This is a genomic window from Arthrobacter sp. Y-9, assembly GCF_029690065.1.
Classification (GTDB): Bacteria; Actinomycetota; Actinomycetes; order Actinomycetales; family Micrococcaceae; genus Arthrobacter_E.
In genome coordinates this window covers 409,012-428,664 of the sequence record NZ_CP121463.1, presented here as the reverse complement: position 1 = coordinate 428,664, position 19,653 = coordinate 409,012, and the positions used below count along the sequence as shown (strand labels likewise).

Genomic DNA, 19,653 nt, shown 5'->3' with positions numbered 1-19,653 from the left:
CCTAGGGACGGCGACCGCACACGCGTCAGCGGTCACGGAACACCGCGAGCGGGTTCCTGAGCATCCCGGCCTTCTGCAGGCCGCCGGACGGGTCGTCCAAGTCCAGCATGTGCTGGTTGTTCCGCAGCTGGAGGCGGTTCAGGCAGGAGAGTTCGAACTCCTCCACGAACAGGTCGTGCGCCGCGAACTGCTCCGCCAGCTCCGGGTGCCGGGCCTGGTACTCGTGCAGGGCCTCGGCCGCGGTCCGCCAGAAGGCGTCCTCCTCCAGCACTCCGTCCTCCGCGAGCAATGCGGCCAGGAACCGGAAGATGCAGTCGAAGACGTCGGTGAAGATGGCCGCGGCCTTCTCCTCCTCAGGGATGGGCGCTTTGATGCGGGCGACGTCCTCGGGAACCTCCACCCGATCGCCCATCAGGACGATCTCCTCGGCGATGTCCTTCATGATCGCCCGGACGGGAACGCCGTCCTCGAGCACCAGGATCACGTTCTCGCCGTGCGGCATGAAGGCCAGCTCATAGGCGAAGAGGCAGTGCGCCAGCGGCACCAGATAGGCGTCGAAGTACCGGCGCAGCCAGACCTCCGGCGCCAGCCCCGAGCGCTCGATGAGTGCCGAGACGAACGGCTTGCCCTCCTGGTCCACGTGCAGCAGCGACGCCATGGTCGCCAGCTGCTGGCCGTCCTGCAGGAGATGGACCGGGCTCTCCCGCCAGAGCGCGGACAGCATCTTCCGGTACGGCGAGCCCTTCGCGGACGCCGCCTCGTAGTAGTGATTGTGATAGCCGAGCGCGGCCTTCTCCTTGATCAGGGCCATGCCGTGGCGCTGGAGTTCCGCGTCCTGGCCGATCAGTTCCTCCAGCCAGTCGTTGATGGCCGCGGTGGCCTTCATGTACTGCGGGGACAGGCCACGCATGAAGCCCATGTTCACCACGGACATCGCCGTCTTCACGTAGCTCTTCCCGGGGGCGGAGACGTTGAAGAACGTGCGGATGGACTGCTGAGCCTGGTAAGCATCAGTGCCGCTGCCGAGCAAGACGATCCTCTGCTGAGCGATCTCGGCGGCGAACGTCACCGAGATCTTGTGCTCCCACTGCCACGGATGCACCGGCATGAAGAGGTAGTCCTCCGGATCCAGACCCGCGGCGGACAGCTCCGCGTCGAAGAACGCCACGGCGTCGTAGCCGAGTTCGTCGGTCAGATGCCGGCGATAGTCCAGTCCCTCCTCCGAGCTGAACACGGCGCGGCTGCGGTGCACGGCGATCCAGCGCAGCCGCACCGGGGCGCCGGTTTCCGGGGCGAAGGCGTGATAGTCCGAGATTCCGAAGCCCAGCCGCCCATTGTTCGCGACGAAGCACGGGTGCCCCTCCGTCATCCCCCGTTCGATGGCCTGGAAATCCTGGGCGACGTCGGCGCCGCCCGTCACCCCTCGCGCCAGCAGTCCGGATGGGACGCCGTGACCCTGCTTGTAGGCGTGGCCGGAGAGGGTGCTGCTGATCTCCTCCAGATAGACCGGCAGCTGTTCCAGCCGGATCGTCAGGCTGGTCTGGAACTCCGCGATGAAGTCCAGCGCGTCGAGCGGGAGCTCCTCATCCTGGCCCGCGCGGTGGCGGGTGATCGACTCGGCCGGGAGCTCCTCATCCTGGCCCGCGCGGTGGCGGGTGATCGACTCGGCCGGGATGCTCCAGTGGTCCAGCCCGCGGAGGGTGGCCTCGAAGCGGTACTCGGTGCCGCCGTCGTCGCTCAGGAGACGGTAGGCGCCGCGGCCGTCCGCACCGTCACCGGTGCGCTCGGGGACGAGGAGCCGCTCGTGGGAGAACTCGGCGAGCGCCTTCCGGATCAGGTGCCGGTTGGCCACCGCCCACCGGGCCGGCTCCAGGTGGGCCACTCCGCCGGCCTCCAGGCCCGGTGCGGCGGGCTCACGGAGGCCGTCCTGGGCGTGGGCCTCGTGCGCGCGGCTTTCCTGGTGAAGAGAGGTGGAGGTCATGCGGAGGCTCCTTCGGTGGCGGGGGCGGAGAGCGGGGTCAGGGTGGCGAGGAAGTCGTCCCGCGTGCAGAAGCTCAGCAGGGCCTCCTTGGTGCTTTCGGCGGGGTCGACCGGGGGCAGCGTCACGACGGAATGCGCGTGGAAGCCGACCCGTTCGTTGAGGACGTGGATCTTGTGGTTGCGCACATCGGGTTCGACGACGACGCGCTCGGCCCCCGTGTGCTCGAACAGCCAGGCCATGACGGACTGCATCACGCCGAGAGTGAAGCCGGGGATGGTCCCGATCGACGACGGCGGCGCCACCAGCAGGTGCATGCCGACGTCGCCGGGCTGCACCTGGTAGACCGCGTTGAGCGGCGATTCGGCCGGCCGGTACCGCTCGACCAGGAATTCCGGAACGCCGTCCCGGAGACCGAGGAACGCCTCGTGGTGATCGGTCGCGGCCAGGCCGTCGTACTCCTCCCGGACGTCCTGGACGGAAGCCGCAAGCATCCCCCAGAACCGGGCGTAGGGCTGCGTGACCCAGCCGTGCAGCAGCTCCGCGTCGGCGGCGGGATCGACGGGGCGGAAGGTGTGGTTCATGCCGTCACCGCCAGGGACGCGGCAGACTCGGTGGACGCGGCAGACTCGATGGACTTCGCGGACTCGGCGCGCTCCGTCGCCGGGACGCCGAAGTGCTGGAAGGCGATGCTCCGCTCCACCGGGTACACCTCGGTGCCGAGGATCTCCCGCAGGATGCACGAGTTGCGGTACGCGGCCATCCCGAGGTCCGGGGTCACGAAGCCGTGGGTGTGCAGCTCGGCGTTCTGGACGAAGATCTCCCCCGGCTCGACGCCGATGCCGTACTGCCGGTCCACGTCGAAGCGTCCGAGCTCGTCGCGCCGGATCCGGTCCGCGATCCCGCCCAGGAACGCGGGTTCCTGGTAGGAGTACCCCGTCGCGAAGACCACAGCCTCGGAGTCGAGGGTGAACTCCCCGCCCTGTTCGGCGTGGCGGAAGGTGAGCGTGTGGGCTCCGGCGTCCGCGTCCCACGCGGCGCTCGTGAGTTCAGAGTGCGTGAAAAGCCGGGTGTCCACCATGCCGTTGAGGCTCTTCGCGTAGAGCAGGTCGTAGATCTCGTTGATGAGCTCCGAATCGATGCCCTTGTAGAGGTTCTTCTGGTGCACGATCAGGTGGTCGCGCTGTTCCGCGGGCAGCCCGTGGAAGTAGTCGACATACTCGGGGGAGGTCATCTCCAGGGTCAGCTTGGTGTATTCGAGCGGGAAGAAGCGGCCGCTGCGCGTCACCCAGGTGAGCTGGTAATCGTGGACGTCGATCTCCTGCAGCAAGTCCAGATACACCTCGGCGGCGCTCTGTCCGCTCCCGACGACGGTGATGCTCCGACGTGCCTGGAGCTCCTCCTTCCGCTGGAGGTACTCCGCGTTGTGCAGGGCCGGCCCGCCGGCGTCGAGCACCCCGCGGCCGGCTTCCGGGACGCCCGGGGTGGTGCCGGTGCCCAGCACGAGGCGCCGCGTCCGGACCTGCTCCGTGCCCTGGGGACCCTGGACGGTGAGGGTGTAGACGCCGTCGTCGTAGCTGGTATTCAGCACATCTGTGCTGAAACGGATGGAGTCGAGCTGACCGGCCACCCACTGGCAGTACTGGTTGAACTCGGCGCGCAGCGGGTAGAAGTTCTCCCGGATGTAGAAGCGGTAGAGGCGGCCGGTCTGCTTGAGGAAGTTCAGGAAGGAGTAGGGCGAGGTCGGGTCAGCGAGCGTGACGAGATCCGCCATGAACGGCACCTGGAGGTGGGCCGGTTCGAGCATCATGCCGGGGTGCCAGTCGAAGCTCTCCCGGCGTTCCAGGAAGAGGTGGTCCAGGCCGTCCAGCGGCTCGCTCAGCGCGGCGAGTCCCAGGTTGAACGGGCCGAGGCCGATGCCCACCAGATCGTGGATGCGGCCGTCTGCGGTGTTCTCGGTGGCGGTCATGCGGAGAGGTCCTTCTGGTCGGAGGAGAGGGAGGAGATGGCGGTGTCTCGCGGGGCGGTCAGCTCGCCGAGGAGGTCCGCGCCGTTGCGGCGCAGGAGCTCGATGATGTCCTGGATGTCGCTGAGGCGGGTCTCGGCGTTCAGGAGCGTGAACTTGAGATGGTGACGCCCGTGCACGGTCGTCCCGGCCACCACGGCCTCACCGGAGGCAAACACGGCGGCGCGGATGGCGGGGTTGAGGCGGTCCGCGAGGTCCTCGTCCAGCGGGACGCCGTTCAGCAGGGGACGGTAACGGAACACCAAGGTGCTGAGCTGGGGCGCGGCCGCGAGTTCGAAGTCGGGATCCTCGTCGAGGAGGGTCCCCACGCGGGCGGTGAGGTCGATGGCTTCGTCGAAGAGCGCCCCGACGGCATCCGCGCCCATGGTGCGGAGCGTGAGCCACAGCTTGAGGGCGTCGAAGCGGCGGGTGGTCTGGATGCTCTTGTCCACCTGATTGGGGATCTGAGCCTTGGCGGCACTCTCCGGGTTGAGGTAGTCCGCGTAGTAGGTCACGTGGCGGAGCATCGCGCGGTCCCGGACCAGGACGGCACTGGAGCTGACCGGCTGGAAGAAGGTCTTGTGGAAGTCGACCGTCACGGAGTCCGCCAGGTGGATGCCGTTCAGCAGCCCGCCGTGGCGCGGCGAGACGAGCAGCCCGCCACCGTACGCGGCGTCGACGTGCATCCAGGCGTCGTACGCCTTCGCGAGGGCGGAGACCTCGTGCAGCGGATCCACCGCGCCGAAGTCGGTGGTGCCGGCCGTCGCCACCACGGCCATCGGGATCAGACCCGCCTCCTGGGACTCGGCGAGGGCGGCGCCGAGGGCGGCCGGGTCCAGGCGGTGGTCCGGCGTCGTGGGCACCGGGATCACGGCGTCGAAGCCGAGGCCCAGCATGGCGGCCGACTTCTGGATGCTGAAGTGGCTGTCCGCGGAGGTGAAGATCCTCAGGCGGTCGAGGAGCAGCGGCAGCCGCAGCTCGCGGTGCTCGGCGGACTCGACCCGGAGACGCGCGACGGCGTGGTTGCAGGCCATGAGCAAAGCCTGGAAGTTGGACTGGCTGCCGCCAGAGGTGAACACGCCGTCCGCGTCCCGGCCGAGGCCGATCCGTTCCGCGGTCCAGTCGATGAGCCGCCGCTCGATGAGCGTGGCGCCCGCGCTCTGATCCCACGTGTCCAGGGACGAGTTCACCGCGGACAGGATCGCCTCGCCGACCAGCGCCGGGATCACGACCGGGCAGTTGAGGTGCGCGGCATAGCGGGAATCGTGGAAGTAGACGGCGTCCTTCAGATACAGCTCGTCGAGTTCCTCGAGCGCCGCGGTCAGATCCGGGAGCGGCTGATCGAGTTCGACGGCGGCGACCTGGCGCTCCAGGCCGGCGGGCGTGACGCCGGTGAACGGATGCGAGGTGCGCTGGATCTTGGTGGCCACGGCGTTCACGCCCTGAAGGACCTGCGCCACGTAGTTCGGGGAGTTCCTGGCGTTGAGGAGCTGGTTGCTCGCCGCCAGCGCGAGTTCGACGCCGGAACCGAAGTCCTGGCCTGGGGAGAGTTCGACTCGGGACGATGTCACAGGACACTACTTTCCGTCGGGGATGGGGATGCCCAACGACCGCAAGCAACGTTAGGCAAGCCAAGCCTTACTTAGGCTTGCCTTTACGTCAAATTAGTGTGCTGTAATTCACGCAGTATATGTCATTCTTCGCGACCGCTACGATCACCTCATGACCGCCGAAGCCGCCTGGAACCTGTCCACGTCCCGCCCGCCGGAGCCGCTGCTCGACCCGCAGGTGCTGGACGCTCACCGGCTCGCAGACGGAGGCGGTCTCCCGCCGTCGTACGTGTCGTTCGTCCGGACCTTCGGGTGGGGACGCCTGTTCGGACTGTGGCTCGTCTACACGCCGCTCCCCTCCGGGCGGGCCGACGGGCTGCTGGGCCGGGGCGGTGCCCTCACCACGCGCCTGCGGGAGGAGTTCGGCGAATGGCAGCGGGAAGGATACGACTGGGCGATCAAGCCGGATGGCTCTTGGGATCTGCCGTCCCGGCTGGAGGTCTTCGCCATGAGCGAGAACGGCGATTACCTCGCCTGGGACACCGGCAGCCGCGACGCCGAGGGCGAGCTCGCGATCTACCTCACCAGCCGGTTCACCACGCTGTCGCGGGTGGGCGACGATCTGCACGAGGTGGTCGAGCGGCTCCGCCCGCGCGATGCGAGCGCAGAGCCCGGGGCCTGCGACTTCGAGCCGCTGGAGCCCGCGCTTCTCTAGGGGGTCAGCGGACGCTGCGAGACGCCACGGGCCACCGGGGGATCCAGCAGCGGACCGCCTCCCGGTACCGGCGGTACGGCTCGCCGAACCGGGACTCGAGGTCACGCTCCTCCAGGGGCCGGATGCCGACGTTCCAGAGCAGCGCCCCGCCCACGGCGTACACCACCACGAGCCAGGACCCGAGGATCAGCCCCACCGACGCCGCCTGCGCCACACCCGCCACGGCCATGGGGTTGCGGACCCAGCGGTACGGCCCGGCGATCACCAGTTCGTTGGGCATCGCCGACGGCAGCGGCGTCCCATGTCCCCGGGAGGACATGACGACCGCCGACCAGATCCCCAGCAGGCTGGCCAGGCCGAAGACCGTCCAGCCCACGACGGCGGTGCCCTCCGGCAGCGCCAGGTCCACCTTCCAGCGCTCTTCCAGAGCCCGGATGATCAGCGGGAAGACCCCGAGGAAGAGGCCCCAGACCACGACGAGCTGCGTGAACGTCCGGCCCACGTGTCCCGCCGTCGCGCGCTGCCGGTCCGCCGTCCGGAAGGCGAGCGGTCCGCGGGTGACCCACTCGAAAGGAATCCTGCCCAGCCGCACCAGGCTCAGGGCGAGCAGCGAACCGAGCGCCGCGGCGCCCATCGCGACCACACCCCAGCCGGCCTCGGTGGTGAGCGTGGCATACAGCGCCATCAGCACCGTCACCAGCAGGGTCCAGGCGGTGTTCACCAGCGCCGCCACCCGTGATCCCGCCGCGGCCAGCCCGGCGGCGGCCACGAAGAGCGGAAGGTCGAAGATCGCTACGAGCGCCGGGTCCAATGAACCGAGTGTGATCCGCCGGACCAGCGGGGACAGCGGAACGAGAACCCACCAGAGCAGGCCGGCCGCGGACTGCACGGCGAAATAGACGCGGCCCCACCGGACGGCGGGCGGCACGGGCGCGGTCATCAGCGGTCCCCCACGGCTGCTTGAAAATGTTCTGACGGTCCGACTTTAGCCGTGATGAGCCGGGCTGCGCGCAGAGCGACGTTGCGGGGCCGGGGGCGGGCCGTTAAACAGAAAAACCGCCCCGTAAGGCGGTTCTCGCAGCATCGTGAACGTGCCGCAAATTGAAGAAGCCCCCGCCATGTAGAAGCTAGGCGAGGGATTCAGTGGCTCCGACCGGCGTCGATCCGGTGACCTTTCGATTTTCAGTCGAACGCTCTACCAACTGAGCTACAGAGCCTCGGTGACTTGTCACCATGATCGCCGGATAACTCCAGCCATCAAAGCGACCCTGACGGGACTTGAACCCGCGACCTCCGCCGTGACAGGGCGGCGCGCTAACCAACTGCGCTACAGGGCCTTGGTGGTATTTCTACCGTTGTTTTCACCGGAATCGCTCCCGGCTCACAAGATTTCATCTTAGCAGATCTTTCGATCCGCTTTCAAATCGCATCTCATGCGTACCCCCAACGGGATTCGAACCCGTGCCGCCGCCGTGAAAGGGCGGTGTCCTAGGCCGCTAGACGATGGGGGCCTTGACACACCTGCTCAGTTCCCGGCTGCTGCCGCGTTCCTCGCGAAGTGGACCAGTAAAACTTTAGAGCATGGTCCGGGAAATTCCAAAATGCGGGCCGGCCCCACCGACCCGGCCCGGACGGCTACCGTGGAAGGCATGGACAGCAGACCGGAACCGGCCTCCTCGCGACCACTCCCCCGCGGCCTGCCCATCCGCATCTGGCCGCCCGGACCGCGGTGCACGCTGCGCGGCGAGCCCGGCTTCGAATACCTCGAGCGCACGGAAGCCGCGACCCTCAGCCTGGACGAGTTCCAGGCCCTCGCGCTGCAGGCTCTCGAAGACCTCCCTCCCGAGATCTCGCGGCACATGGACAACGTCATGCTCTTCATCGAGGACGACGGCGTGGATCCGGCCACCGGCGAGCCTCTGCTCGGCCTCTATGAAGGCACTCCCCTGACGGAGCGCGGCGAGGGCTGGGCCGCGGGCTCCCTCCCCGACCGCATCTCGCTCTACCGCCGCCCCATCCTTGAGATCTGTGCCAGCCGGTCCGAGGTCCTGTTCGAGATCCAGGTGACGGTCATCCACGAGATCGCCCACCACTTCGGCGTGGACGACGCCCGCCTTCACGAGCTCGGCTGGGGCTGATCCGACCGGCGTCGCGCGCCTGGTCGAGCGCTTGGTCCGGCGGCCTCGCACACGCCCTCCACGACCGACTTCCAAAGCCACCCCGAACCCCTCGAAATCCGCGCCAGCACTGCGAATGAGTCGCATTCCGGACATGCATTCCGGGCCCTCCGAAGCTAGCCTGAAAAGCATGGGCCACAACCACGATCACACTCAGGGTATGACCGGCACCGGCAAGCACCGGAAGCGCCTGATCATCGTCCTCTGCATCACGCTCAGCGTCGTCGTCATCCAGGTGGCCGGCGCGGCCCTCTCCGGTTCGCTGGCCTTGCTGGCCGACGCCGGTCACATGCTCTCCGACGCGGCCGGGGTGTTCATCGCGCTGCTCGCGTCCTGGATCGCCACGCGACCGGCCACGGATCAGCGGACCTACGGGTACCAGCGTGCCGAGATCCTGGCCGCTCTGGCCAACGCCCTGATTCTGATCGTGATCGCGGTCATCATCGCCCTGGAAGCCTTCCGCCGCTTCGGCGAGACACCGGAGATCCGGACGGACACCATGCTGATCGCCGCGATCATCGGCGCGGTGGCCAACGGCGTCTCACTCCTGATCCTGCGGGGCGGGCAGGAGGAGAGCCTGAACCTCCGGGGCGCGTATCTGGAGGTGCTGGGCGATCTGCTCGGCTCCCTGGCCGTCATCGCCGCGGCGCTCGTCATCATGTTCACAGGATTCACCGCGGCCGACCCGATCGCGTCGATCCTCATCGCCGCCATGATCCTGCCGAGGGCCTGGAGCCTGCTCAGGGATGTGGTGGACGTGCTGCTGGAGGCCACTCCGAAGGGTGTGGACGTCGGCATGATCCGCGAGCACATCCTCGCCGTGGAGGGCGTGCAGTCCGTCCACGACATCCACATCTGGACCATCACGTCCGGCGTCCCGGTGTTCTCCGCCCATGTGGTGGTGGAGGATCAGGCCCTCAGCCCCGAATCCGCGGACCGCATCCTGGACCGCATGCAGCGCTGCCTCGGCTCGCACTTCGACACCGAACACTGCACCTTCCAACTGGAACCCGCGTCCCATCAGGCCCACGAAGCTCATCAGCACGCCTGAGATCGCAGGCCCCGGCACAGCGGTCGGCCGGAACGTCGGCGGCGCCGGGATTTCGCGCGACACGCCGTGTGACCAGCAGTGAAATGACAGCGATGTTGTTTATGTTGATAGTGGGACCAATGTTGCCAATGTTACTTTTGAGGCCGTACTCTCGGTAGGGCTGGGTGTTCTCCCAGCGGTCTCGAGGCAGGTGTACATGGCAGTGGCGAAGCGCAGGAAATACGCAGCGATCCTTTACTCCTCCGCTCTGAGCGCGAGCGTTCTGCTCGGCTCCGGCGGCATTCCGGGCGCCGTGGCCGCGCCCCTCCCGGCGTCGCCGGTCACCATCCCGGCCGACCAGTCCGACTCCATCCCCAGCGAATCGGAGATCGCCGCCGCGAAGAAGAACGAGAGCAGCGCGAAGGCGACTCAGGCCCGGCTCGAAGGACTCATCGGCACCCTCGCGGATCGCCAGTCCAGCGCCATCACCGCCAGCATGCGCGCCAATGACGCGTACACCAACGCTCTCCTGACCCTCAAGGCCAAGCAGGACGCCGCCGCGACCGCCAAGGCCAAGGCCGCCGCGGCCCAGGACCAGGCGGCCAAGAGCCGCAAGGATCTCGGCACCCTCGCCAGCTCCATCTACAAGACCGGCGGCGTGAACCCGGCCGTGGAAGGCGTGCTCAACGGCGACGGCGGCGACCTCCTCGGCCGCGCCACCACGCTCGACGCCATCAGCCAGAAGCAGAGCGAGACCTTCAACAAGGCGATCGCATCCGGCCAGGCGAACTCCGCCCTGTCCGCCGATGCCGCCGCCGCGCAGAAAGCCGCCGACGACGCCGCGCGCGACGCCGACCAGGCCCGCGCCGTCGCGGAGTCGGCTCAGACCTCCGCCACCCAGGCTCTTCAGAGCGCGCCCAAGGACCGCGAGAAGGTCATCGCCCAGCTCGCGTCGCTCCGCAACACCACGGTGGCCCTCGAGACGCAGCGCGTCCAGGGACTGGAGCAGCAGCGGGCCGCGGCCGCGCTGAAGGCTCTCCAGGACCGCGCGGCGCAGCAGCCGCTCCCGACTCCGCAGCCCCCGGCCCAGGGCGGGAACTCCGGTGGGAATTCCGGTGGCGGGCAGCCGTCGCAGCCCCAGCCGCCGGTCGTGCAGCCTCCCGTGGTCCAGCCTCCGGCGCCTCAGCCGCCGGCTCCCCGTCCGCCGGTGGTCCAGCCACCCGCGCCGCAGCCTCCCGCACCCCAGCCCCCGGCGCCCCAGCCGCCGGCTCCTCAGCCAAAGCCTCCTGTGGTCACCCCGCCCGCCCCATCGCCCGGTGGCAGCGCGGCGCAGACGGCCATCAACTTCGCGATGTCCAAGGTCGGCGGCCCGTACGTCTGGGGCGGCAACGGCCCGGTGGGCTACGACTGCTCGGGCCTGTCAAGCGCGGCCTTCGCCGCTGCCGGCGTCTACATGCCGCGCACGGCCACCGATCAGTACTTCTCCGCGCCGCGGTACATCCCCATGGGTCAGTGGCAGCCCGGCGACCTCATCTTCTGGGGTGACGGCGGATCGTTCTACCACGTGGGCATTTACATCGGCGGTGGCCAGGTGGTCAACGCCCTGAACCCTGGCTCCGGCATCACCGTGTCGCGCATCGACTGGATGATCGGCATGCAGCTCTGGCCGACGGCGGCCCGCTACTGGTGACCGGCTCGGGCCCGGTCTGACCGGCGTCCTCGCTCAGCAGTGACGACGAAGGCCCGGCCGTTCCGTGGATCTCCACGGAACGGCCGGGCCTTCGTCATGTCTGCGGTTCTCGGAGCCCGCGAGGTCAGCCGCCCAGCACCGGACCGAAGCTGGCCCGGTCGGCGAGCCGCGGATCCTCCCGGTCCGGCACCACCATGACCGGCCCCTGTGTGTGATGCAGGACGCCATCCGACGTCGAGCCCAGCAGCATGCCGGCGAATCCACCGCGGCCGCGCGTGCCCACCACCACGAGCTCGGAATCGCGGCTGGCGTCCACGAGGACCTCCACGGGTGAGCCGTCCACCAGGCGCGTGGTGATCTCGAGTTCCGGGAAGTGGCTCTTTAGCCAGAGGACGCCGGCGTCGAGCTGGACCTGGATGTCCGCGAAGATCGCCTCCCGGTCCATCGCCGCGGGGACCCAGGCCAGGCTTCCGCTGTACTGCGGCACGGCGCAGAGGATCTGCAGTTCGACGCCGAGCCGCTGGGCCTGTGCCGCGGCCTCCAGCACGGCGACCCGGGCCTGGTCGGAACCGTCCGCGCCGACCACGACGCGGGGCTTCACGGGTTCCAGGGGATTCTTGGCGAGCTCGGCCTTCAGATGCTTGTCCGTCACGTCCTGGCCGAAACGGCCGGCGCAGATCATGGGCACCACGACCGTGGGGCAGCTCGCGTGGGCCGGCAGGGCGGAACTGACCGAGCCGAGCAGTCGTCCGACGAACCCTCCCCGGCCGCGGCTGCCGACCACGAGCAGATCCGCCTCGCGCCCGAGTTCCAGCAGGACGCCCGAGGCGTCGCCGTTCTCGACCGACGCGTCGACGTCGATGTCGTAGTCCTTGATGCGCTCCAGCGCATCCTTCAGGACGCTCTCCGCACCCTGCCGGATGACGGAGTCGTCGACGGCGGCGTACCCGCCGTCCAGGCCCGAGGCCGCGTAGATGGGCACCGAGTAGGCGGTGATCAGATGGAGGGTGGTCCGGCGTCGTTCCGCCTCCCGGGCGGCCCAGCTCAGAGCGCACTGTCCGTGTTCGGACCCGTCCACTCCCACGATCACCCCGCCGTGGATTCCCTGCGGTGCTGTCTCCGGCGTATCCGTGCTCACGACTCTCGCCTCCTCATCGCTGTGGGCGGCCTGCGGAGACGGTCCCTGCAGCTCTCCTACCACCCACGCTGGCTTATGTCCCACTATTGCCGTTTGTGCTGGTCGTTTCAAGAAACGCCGACGCCGGAGGGAATTCCGGCGCTCGTCCACGGGCCGTGCCGGGGGCCATGCCGGGGGCCGTGTGAGGCACCTGCGGAACGCCCGCGGAACCGCGGTTCCGCGGGCCGCGCCTGGGACCCCGGGACGGTCCGCTCGAGCGGACCGAAACGGGTCATCCGGTACCGTTCACGAATTGCTTCACATCAGCCTTCCAGCGCCCTGTTCAGGTGCCCTCGAGCGGAGTATTCTCAGTTGCACAGTGGGAGGGGACCCATGGTGAATCGTGCTGATTCCCTGGGTCTTTTCTGCGCGCTGACCGTTCTGCCCTGTCCGGGACTCCCCGCCTGTGCGTCACGCCGGGCACCCATGCCGCACCGAAGGAGGATCGAATGCCACGCAGTGCCAGCAGAGTGTCCGGCGGGCCTCCGGAAGGCGTCATCACCGTCACCGATGTGGTGGTGGTCGGCACCGGGATGGGCGGACTGGCGGTCGCGACGCAGCTGCACCGCAAGGGCATGGCGGTCGTGGTGATCGACGGCCTGCAGCAGGGGGACCCTGTCACGGCAGGATCCCTGCGGCACGCCACCACCGAAGAACTCGAACGTGTCGCCATCGGCGATCCGGCCTCCCACCGCGAGCGCCGGGACATCCTGCGCCAGCTCCACGGGTACGCCAAGTGCCATCAGCTGGACGTCCGACGCGGCGTGGTGGCGGGTGCCCTCAACCCGGCTGCCCCGGCGCACGGGACGCCCTGGTCCTCCGCGATGCCGGGCGAAGCTTCCGCCCGCCGCTGGGCGCTTCCGACCCCGGGCGGCCTGATCGTCTGCGATTCGGTCGTGATCACGGGGGTCTCCGGCCGGCGTCGTGTGCGGCAGTTCCTCAAGGCCGTCGGTCAGGAGACGAGCGACAACATGGCCACAGCGCTCCGCCATGTGGGCATCTACCTGGTCGGTGTGGGACAGCAGGTCTCCGCGGGACACCGGGAAGTGCTCCATCAGGCCCGTCTGGTCGGCAACGCGATCGCCGGCGGGGCTCAGCGCCTGCCCGCCTGAACCGCGCCTGTCCACAGGGCTCTCAGGTTCCTCATACACAGGGCGCGAATCCACTATCAAAAGGCCATCGTCTTTAGATAAGCTGGCGGGGACTAGCACCAGGAGACTCTCATGACACACCCCGCCCCTCCGGCACGCCAACGCTCACGCACCGCCACGATCGCCCTCGGCCTCTCGATCACCATGCTCGTGGCCGCGGCCGTGCTGGGCGGGATCTTCATCATCCTGGGTGACCAGGCCAATGTCGCCGGGCGCGCCTGGCTCACCCTGCTCCTGGTCGGACTGTTCGCCGGCGCGGTGGTGCTGGACGGCAGCATGCCCGAAGGCCGCAATCGCTGGTATCTGGCCGTCTCGACCATTCTCAACGTGGTGCTCCTGGCGATCGGCCTCCTCAAGATCTGGAATGGCTGGCTCCAGCCGGCGGACACCGCCAGCGCCGCGGTCTGGACGGGTCAGATCGCCCGGTTCGTCTCCATGATCCTGCTCGTCCGGGTGGCCTTGCTGCTGACTCAGCTCTACGTCCCGCGGTTCATCACGGGCGCGAGCAAGACCGGCGTCCGGATCTCCTCGATGGCAACCCTCGTGTTCGCATGGCTGACCGTGGTGGAACTCGTCCTCCCGGCAGCCTTCCCCGCGATGGACTGGCCGTCCTGGTGGTGGCGCACGGCGGGCGCGACGTCGCTGATCGCCATCGTGGGTCTGGTCATCCCGCTGGTGCTCCGGGCCTTCGAGCCGAAGCCGCCCGCAGTCCAGCTTCCTCCGCAGGAGTACGCCCAGCAGCAGTGGACCCAGGCCCCTCAGTGGAACGGCTACGCGCAGCAGCCTCAGCAGGGGCAGCCGGCGGCCTACCCACAGCAGTGGCAGCAGGAGTACCCGCAGCCCGGGTATCCGCAGAACGCCTACCCGCAGGCGGGCCACCCTCAGCAGGGTTACCCCCAGGACCCCTACTCACAGCAGGCGCAGCAGCAGGCATACCCTCAGGCGGGGCAGTACGGACAGCAGCAGTACGGACAGCCGGACAGCCAGCAGCAGGGCCAGGAATGGACTCAGCAGGCCGGTCAGGGCTGGCAGCAGCCCTCCGAAGCCCAGCAGGCCGCCCCGGAGGCCTCGCGTCCGTCCGCTCCGAGTGAGCAGACCGGCCAGGCTCCGCAGCCGGACCAGGGCCAGCAGCCCGGTCAGGCTCAGCCGGCAGCGGCACCGCAGCAGGCACCCGAGGCCACGCAGCGACCAGAGCAGCAGTAGCATCCCTGCCGCGGTGGGCGCCGCCCCTCATGAGGGCGGCGCCGTCAGGACTCTTCGGAGCCTCCGCGGAGCTTGCGGCGAGCCAGCACGCCGACGATCGCCAGCAGAATGACGGCCACGACCCCGAACACCACGATCATGACCGGGAACGGCTCGGCGTCGGCCTGCTGCTGAGGGGCCTCGGTCTTGGTCTGCAGCGGCTCGGCCGTGGAGGCGCCCGGAGCGGTCGCCGCGGAGCCGGTGGTCACGATGTAGGAGAAGGTGTTCTCAATGGGGTGTGAGTCCGAGGAGACCACGCGCCACTGCACGGTGTAGGTCCCGGCAGGGGCACCCGGCTTGAGCTTCTGAGTGACGACATTGTCCAGGATGTCCACACCGCCCTCGGCCCAGTTCGTCCCGGAGGCGTCCTTCACGACGATTTCGGAACCGATCGCGATGGGGTTGTTGGAGAACGTCAGCGTCACCTTCTCCGGCGCGGCCCCCAACTTCTGTCCATTCTTCGGCGTGGTCCCTTCCAGGACGTCGTGAGCCGAGGCGGGTGCGGCGAACCCCAGCGTCAGCAGCACTGCCCCGAGCAATGCGACGACGGCGAGCCCGGCCCGCCGCACCACGCCTCCCCGCGCGGCCGGTGAGGGGGCCTTCGCCAGGGTGGCCGTCGCCGTCGTGAACTGGGGCTGGCTGGGCATGACGAGTCTCCTGAAGGGGTGCGGTCCGGGCGGCCGAGATGCCGCAGATTCCTACACCACCCTATGCCGCTTTTCAAGTGTTGCCCTGAGGGGAATATGATTTCCTCGGAAATCCCCAGCAAATTCCCTGGAAGGCATCCCCATGTTCAAAGCCGGTTCCGCACTGGACCGCTACTTCAAGATCTCCGAGCGTGGCTCCAGCTACTCCCGCGAGATCCGCGGCGGCTTCGCCACCTTCTTCGCCATGAGTTACATCGTGGTCCTCAACCCGCTCATCCTGTCCGGCAAGGACGCCAACGGCGACATCCTGGGCTTCACCAGCGTCGCCGCCGTCACCGCCTTCGTGGCGGGTGTCCTCACCATCCTCATGGGCGCCTGGGCCAAACATCCCTTCGCACTCGCGACCGGCCTGGGCGTGAACGCCTTCGTGGCGGTCACCATCGCCACCACCCCGGGCCTGGCCTGGGCCGACGTCATGGGTCTGGTGCTGCTCTCCGGTCTGACCATGATGGTGCTGGTGCTCACCGGCTTCCGGACCGCCGTGTTCAAGGCCGTCCCGGAAGGGCTCAAGACGGCGATCGTGGTGGGCATCGGCCTCTTCATCGCCCTGATCGGCCTGGTCAACGCCGGGTTCGTGCGCCGCATCCCCGATGTCGCCGGCACTACGGTGCCCGTGGGTCTGGGCTTCGACGGCAAGCTGCTCGGCTGGCCCACCCTGGTGTTCGTCTTCGGTCTGCTGCTGACCGTCGTGCTGCTGGTCCGCAAGGTCAAGGGCGCGATCCTGATCGGCATCATCGCCTCCACCGTCCTGTCCGTGATCCTCGAATACACCCTGCACATCGGGCCGAGCTTCGACGGCAAGAACCACAACCCCGCAGGCTGGTCCCTCGTGGCCCCGCACTTCACCGAGTGGGGCCTGCCGGATCTCTCCCTGATCGGCAAGGCGAACCCCGTCGGCGCCTTCCAGCACATGGGCACCATCGCCGCCCTGCTGATGGCCTTCGTGATCCTCCTGTCCATCTTCTTCGACGCCATGGGCACCATGGTCGGCCTGGCCAACGAGGCCGGGAACGTCGATGAGAACGGCGAGATCCCGAACGTCGACCGCGTCCTGATCGTGGACGCCTTCGGCGCCATCGCCGGTGGCGGTTCCTCGGTGTCCTCGAACCAGATCTTCGTGGAATCCGGCGCCGGCATCGCCGAGGGCGCCCGGACCGGCTTCGCCTCGATCGTCACGGGCCTGCTGCTCCTGGCCTCGATGTTCCTGACGCCGCTGATCAACCTGGTGCCGTTCGAGGCCGTGGCCCCCGCCCTCGTGGTCGTCGGCTTCATGATGGTCTCCCAGGTGTCCCGGATCGACTGGAGCGACTGGGGCATCGCGATCCCGGCCTTCTTGACCTTCACCCTCATGCCGTTCACGTACTCGATCGCGAACGGCCTGGGCGCCGGTTTCATCGCCTACGTGGTGCTGCGTTCCGCACAGGGCCGCGCCAAGGAGGTCCACCCGCTCCTCTGGGTGGTCGCCGCCGCCTTCGTCCTGTTCTTCGGGATCGGTGTGATCGAGCAGGTCCTCGGGGTCAAGTAGGCCCACGCCTCCCCCTCCCCCACGCGAGCCGCCAGTAGGTGCCCTTATCCGCCGCGGATTCGGGCACTTACTGGCGGCTCGCGGTGTTGGGGGTATGGGTTGGGGGTATGGTTTGCGGGGTTGGCGTCGAGAGCCGGGCGTACGGCCCGCGACAGGGCCCGGCTCGCAGCGGGCGTAGGGTGGAAAAGCCATGACAGTTGCCGAACAGCCCTTCAACTTCCGGTCCGTCGCACTCTCCGTCTACCTGCCCACGATCCTGTTCTCCACAGGTGAGGGCGCCGTGCTGCCCATGATCCCCGTCATGGCGCATGCGCTGGGCGCGTCCATTCCACTGGCCGGCGTGATCGCCGCGATGGTGGTGGTCGGCGAACTCCTCGGAGACATCCCGGCCGGCTGGTTCGTCGCGCGGTTCGGGGAACGCACCTCGATGATCGGCGCGGCAGGGCTCGCCCTGACCGGCATCGCCCTCAGTCTGCTCGCGACGGCGCCGTGGACGCTCATGATCGGCGTGCTGCTGATCGGACTCGCCACATCGGTGTTCGCTCTGGCCCGGCACGCCTTCATGACCACCCGTGTCCCCCTGCGGTACCGGGCCCGGGCCCTCTCCGCGCTGGGCGGCATCTTCCGGGCCGGCTGGTTCATCGGCCCGCTCATCGCCGCGGCGGTCATCGCGGGCACGGGCACCCCGCAGGCCGCTTTCTGGATCTTCGCGATCGGCTGCGCGTCCGCCGTCGTCGCGCTGCTGGTGCTGCCGGACCCAGAGCAGCAGGTCGGCCCGCCGCCGTCGGTCGCCGAAGCGGCGCCACGGCCGGGCCTCTTCCGCACGATCCACGCGAACCGGGCCATCCTGGTCCGGATGGGCTCCGGTGTGGCGCTCGTGGGCGCGACCCGCGCCGCACGGATCACCCTCCTGCCCCTGTGGGCCCTCAGCATCGGCATGAGCGAGGCCCACACGGCGCTGGTCATCGGCCTCGCGGGTGGCTTGGAGTTCGCCCTGTTCTACACGAGCGGGCAGCTCATGGACCGGCGGGGCAGGCTGTGGAGCGTCATGCCGTGCATGGTCGGGCTGGGCATCGGCTTCCTGGCGCTGGCCTTCCTCCACGACGTCCCCGGCCGCGAAGCCTGGTTCACCGCGGTCGCGTTCGTGCTGGGCGTCGCGAACGGGATGGGCAGCGGGATCGTCATGACGCTGGGCGCGGACCTCGCGCCGAAGGACAACCCCGCCGCCTTCCTCGGTGCCTGGAGGTTCTCCAGCGACGCCGGTCAGGCGGCGTCGCCCCTGCTGATCGCGGCGCTCGCCACGGTGTCGTTGTCGCTGGCGAGCGGCGTGATCGGCGTCCTCGCGCTCGTGGGCGCCGGGATCCTCGCTCGCTACATTCCCCGCTACATTCCGCACCGCCCGCACCGCTGAGTCCCGGCGCTGAGCCCACGGCCCGACGCTCGGTTGCTCGCGAAACGCCAGTAGGTGCCCGTATCCACACCGGATACGGGCACCTACTGGCGTTTCGGGGTCAGAAGGCGAGCAGCACCTTGGACGACACCGAGGCGTCCGCCGCCGTGGCGAAGCCCTCGAGCGCGTCGGCCGCCGGAACCACGTGGGTCACGATCCCATCCGTCCGGAGGCTGCCATCGCCGAGGGCCTCGAGGACCGCGTCGAATTCGCCGGCGAAGCGGAACGAACCGGTCAACGTGAGCTCCCGCGTGATCGCCGTCACCATGGGGACCTCGATGTTCCCGGCACGCTGCAGACCGAGCATCACCACCGTGCCGCCCCGCACGGCCGCGGAGATCGCCGCGGAGAGACCGGGCACCGTGCCGCTGGATTCGATCACGACGTCGGCGTGCAGCTGGGCGATGGCCTCGGCGTCGCGCGCGTCCAGGGTCCGCGCCCCGTGCTGTTCCGCGATGGCCCGCGGGACGTCGAACAGGTCGGTCGCGATGACCTCGGAGGCGCCATGGTGGAACGCGGCGGCGATCACGAGCTGCCCGATGGGCCCTGCACCGATCACGGCCACCCGCTTCCCACGGACGTCGCCGGCCCGTTCCAGACCGTGCCAGGCGACCGCCGCCGGTTCGGCCAGGGCCGCCACCTCGAGCGACAGCCCATCCGGGACGGCATGCAGCATGCGGGCCGGCAGGGCGACGCGTCGGGCGAAGGCGCCCTGCGTGTGCGGGAGGTGCATGGCCGAGCCGAGGTAGGTGGAGGCGGGAGCGAGGTTCGGGCGGTCCTCCGGGTACGGGGTGACGCCGTCGCCGTGCGGGGTCAGCGGGTGAGCGGCCACGCGGGTTCCGGCCGTCGGACCCGAACCGTCCGCCGCGGCCTGCACCACCGTCCCGGACACCTCGTGGCCCAGGATCATGGGTTCGCGCAGGATCGACGCCCCGGCGGCGCCGTGCTTCCAGTAGTGCAGATCGGATCCGCAGACCCCGCCGAAAGCGATCTCGACCACGGCCTCGTCCGCCGCGGGAACGGGCTCCGGCAGCGCCTCGATGCGCAGGTCCTCGGCGGCGTGGGCCACCACTCCCAGGTTCTCAGTCATGTTCTTTCCAATCATCAGGATGGCACCCCTCTGCCGAAACAGTGGGTTTCCGTCGAAACAGCGAGCACAACACACTGTTTCGACGGAAACCCACTGTTTCGGCTGGGCCCCGGGGTGTTTCGGGCGGATCCGGGGGTGTTTCGGCTGGGTCTCACGGTGTTTTGGG

At 68.9% G+C, this 19,653-nt stretch carries 16 protein-coding genes and 3 tRNA genes; 8 read left to right on the top strand and 11 right to left on the bottom strand.

The features are described 5' to 3' along the window. Positions 1-25 precede the first annotated feature (25 nt). The 4 genes from P9849_RS01855 to P9849_RS01840 are packed head-to-tail and all read right to left on the bottom strand — an operon-like array spanning position 26 to position 5,554. Complete coding sequence (locus tag P9849_RS01855) at positions 26-1,981, bottom strand: IucA/IucC family siderophore biosynthesis protein (RefSeq protein ID WP_278268046.1); 1,956 nt, start codon at positions 1,979-1,981, stop codon at positions 26-28. Beyond that, positions 1,978-2,562 (bottom strand): GNAT family N-acetyltransferase, encoded by a 585-nt coding sequence (locus tag P9849_RS01850; protein WP_278268045.1) that lies wholly within the window; start codon positions 2,560-2,562, stop codon positions 1,978-1,980. The genes P9849_RS01855 and P9849_RS01850 overlap by 4 nt, the downstream gene beginning before the upstream one ends. Then, on the bottom strand, positions 2,559-3,947 hold the full coding sequence (locus P9849_RS01845; protein WP_278268044.1) for a lysine N(6)-hydroxylase/L-ornithine N(5)-oxygenase family protein: 1,389 nt from the start codon (positions 3,945-3,947) through the stop codon (positions 2,559-2,561). Before P9849_RS01845 ends, P9849_RS01850 begins: the two co-directional genes overlap by 4 nt. Beyond that, positions 3,944-5,554: an aspartate aminotransferase family protein gene (locus tag P9849_RS01840; RefSeq protein WP_278268043.1), complete on the bottom strand. Its 1,611-nt coding sequence runs from the start codon at positions 5,552-5,554 to the stop codon at positions 3,944-3,946. Before P9849_RS01840 ends, P9849_RS01845 begins: the two co-directional genes overlap by 4 nt. A gap of 151 nt (positions 5,555-5,705) precedes the next feature. On the opposite strand from P9849_RS01840, the gene P9849_RS01835 reads away from it, so the two are divergent. Continuing rightward, the gene (locus tag P9849_RS01835) at positions 5,706-6,248 is read left to right on the top strand and encodes a hypothetical protein (protein ID WP_278268042.1); all 543 of its coding nucleotides are present in this window, start codon (positions 5,706-5,708) and stop codon (positions 6,246-6,248) included. Between the two features lie 4 nt (positions 6,249-6,252). Here the strand turns inward: P9849_RS01835 and P9849_RS01830 are convergent, their stop codons facing one another. From P9849_RS01830 to P9849_RS01815, 4 genes are all read right to left on the bottom strand, one after another. Next, positions 6,253-7,188 carry an isoprenylcysteine carboxylmethyltransferase family protein gene (locus P9849_RS01830; RefSeq protein WP_278268041.1) on the bottom strand — a complete coding sequence of 312 codons (936 nt, stop codon included), beginning with the start codon at positions 7,186-7,188 and terminating at the stop codon, positions 6,253-6,255. Positions 7,189-7,392: 204 nt separating this feature from the next. Beyond that, positions 7,393-7,465 (bottom strand) — tRNA-Phe (locus P9849_RS01825). A 46-nt stretch (positions 7,466-7,511) separates the two neighbouring features. Next, a tRNA-Asp gene (locus P9849_RS01820) sits at positions 7,512-7,585 on the bottom strand. A gap of 101 nt (positions 7,586-7,686) precedes the next feature. Further along, positions 7,687-7,759 (bottom strand) — tRNA-Glu (locus tag P9849_RS01815). Positions 7,760-7,897: 138 nt separating this feature from the next. Here P9849_RS01815 and P9849_RS01810 point away from each other — a divergent pair. From P9849_RS01810 to P9849_RS01800, 3 genes are all read left to right on the top strand, one after another. After that, the gene (locus P9849_RS01810) at positions 7,898-8,386 is read left to right on the top strand and encodes a metallopeptidase family protein (protein ID WP_347567910.1); all 489 of its coding nucleotides are present in this window, start codon (positions 7,898-7,900) and stop codon (positions 8,384-8,386) included. Positions 8,387-8,555: 169 nt separating this feature from the next. Next, the gene (locus P9849_RS01805; RefSeq protein WP_278268040.1) at positions 8,556-9,476 is read left to right on the top strand and encodes a cation diffusion facilitator family transporter; all 921 of its coding nucleotides are present in this window, start codon (positions 8,556-8,558) and stop codon (positions 9,474-9,476) included. Positions 9,477-9,672: 196 nt separating this feature from the next. Beyond that, positions 9,673-11,145 carry a C40 family peptidase gene (locus tag P9849_RS01800; protein WP_278268039.1) on the top strand — a complete coding sequence of 491 codons (1,473 nt, stop codon included), beginning with the start codon at positions 9,673-9,675 and terminating at the stop codon, positions 11,143-11,145. 124 nt (positions 11,146-11,269) lie between these two features. Here P9849_RS01800 and P9849_RS01795 read toward each other — a convergent pair whose 3' ends face one another. After that, positions 11,270-12,283, bottom strand: coding sequence for a universal stress protein (locus P9849_RS01795; RefSeq protein WP_278268038.1), 1,014 nt, complete (start codon positions 12,281-12,283; stop codon positions 11,270-11,272). Between the two features lie 488 nt (positions 12,284-12,771). Between P9849_RS01795 and P9849_RS01790 the strand changes: the two genes are divergently transcribed. Beyond that, positions 12,772-13,434, top strand: coding sequence for an FAD-binding protein (locus P9849_RS01790; protein WP_278268037.1), 663 nt, complete (start codon positions 12,772-12,774; stop codon positions 13,432-13,434). Between the two features lie 111 nt (positions 13,435-13,545). Next, on the top strand, positions 13,546-14,676 hold the full coding sequence (locus tag P9849_RS01785) for a hypothetical protein (RefSeq protein ID WP_278268036.1): 1,131 nt from the start codon (positions 13,546-13,548) through the stop codon (positions 14,674-14,676). 44 nt (positions 14,677-14,720) lie between these two features. On the opposite strand, the gene P9849_RS01780 is transcribed toward P9849_RS01785, so the two are convergent. Further along, a complete protein-coding gene (locus tag P9849_RS01780) occupies positions 14,721-15,362 on the bottom strand; it encodes a copper resistance CopC family protein (RefSeq protein ID WP_278268035.1) in 642 nt (213 codons plus the stop codon). A gap of 142 nt (positions 15,363-15,504) precedes the next feature. Here P9849_RS01780 and P9849_RS01775 point away from each other — a divergent pair, with 142 nt between their 5' ends. Together P9849_RS01775 and P9849_RS01770 are read left to right on the top strand one after the other, a co-directional pair. Further along, positions 15,505-16,947 (top strand): NCS2 family permease, encoded by a 1,443-nt coding sequence (locus P9849_RS01775; RefSeq protein ID WP_278268034.1) that lies wholly within the window; start codon positions 15,505-15,507, stop codon positions 16,945-16,947. A gap of 190 nt (positions 16,948-17,137) precedes the next feature. Next, a complete protein-coding gene (locus P9849_RS01770) occupies positions 17,138-18,358 on the top strand; it encodes an MFS transporter (RefSeq protein WP_066217063.1) in 1,221 nt (406 codons plus the stop codon). A 100-nt stretch (positions 18,359-18,458) separates the two neighbouring features. On the opposite strand, the gene P9849_RS01765 is transcribed toward P9849_RS01770, so the two are convergent. Next, the gene (locus P9849_RS01765) at positions 18,459-19,487 is read right to left on the bottom strand and encodes a zinc-binding dehydrogenase (RefSeq protein WP_278268033.1); all 1,029 of its coding nucleotides are present in this window, start codon (positions 19,485-19,487) and stop codon (positions 18,459-18,461) included. Between the last annotated feature and the right edge of the window lie 166 nt (positions 19,488-19,653).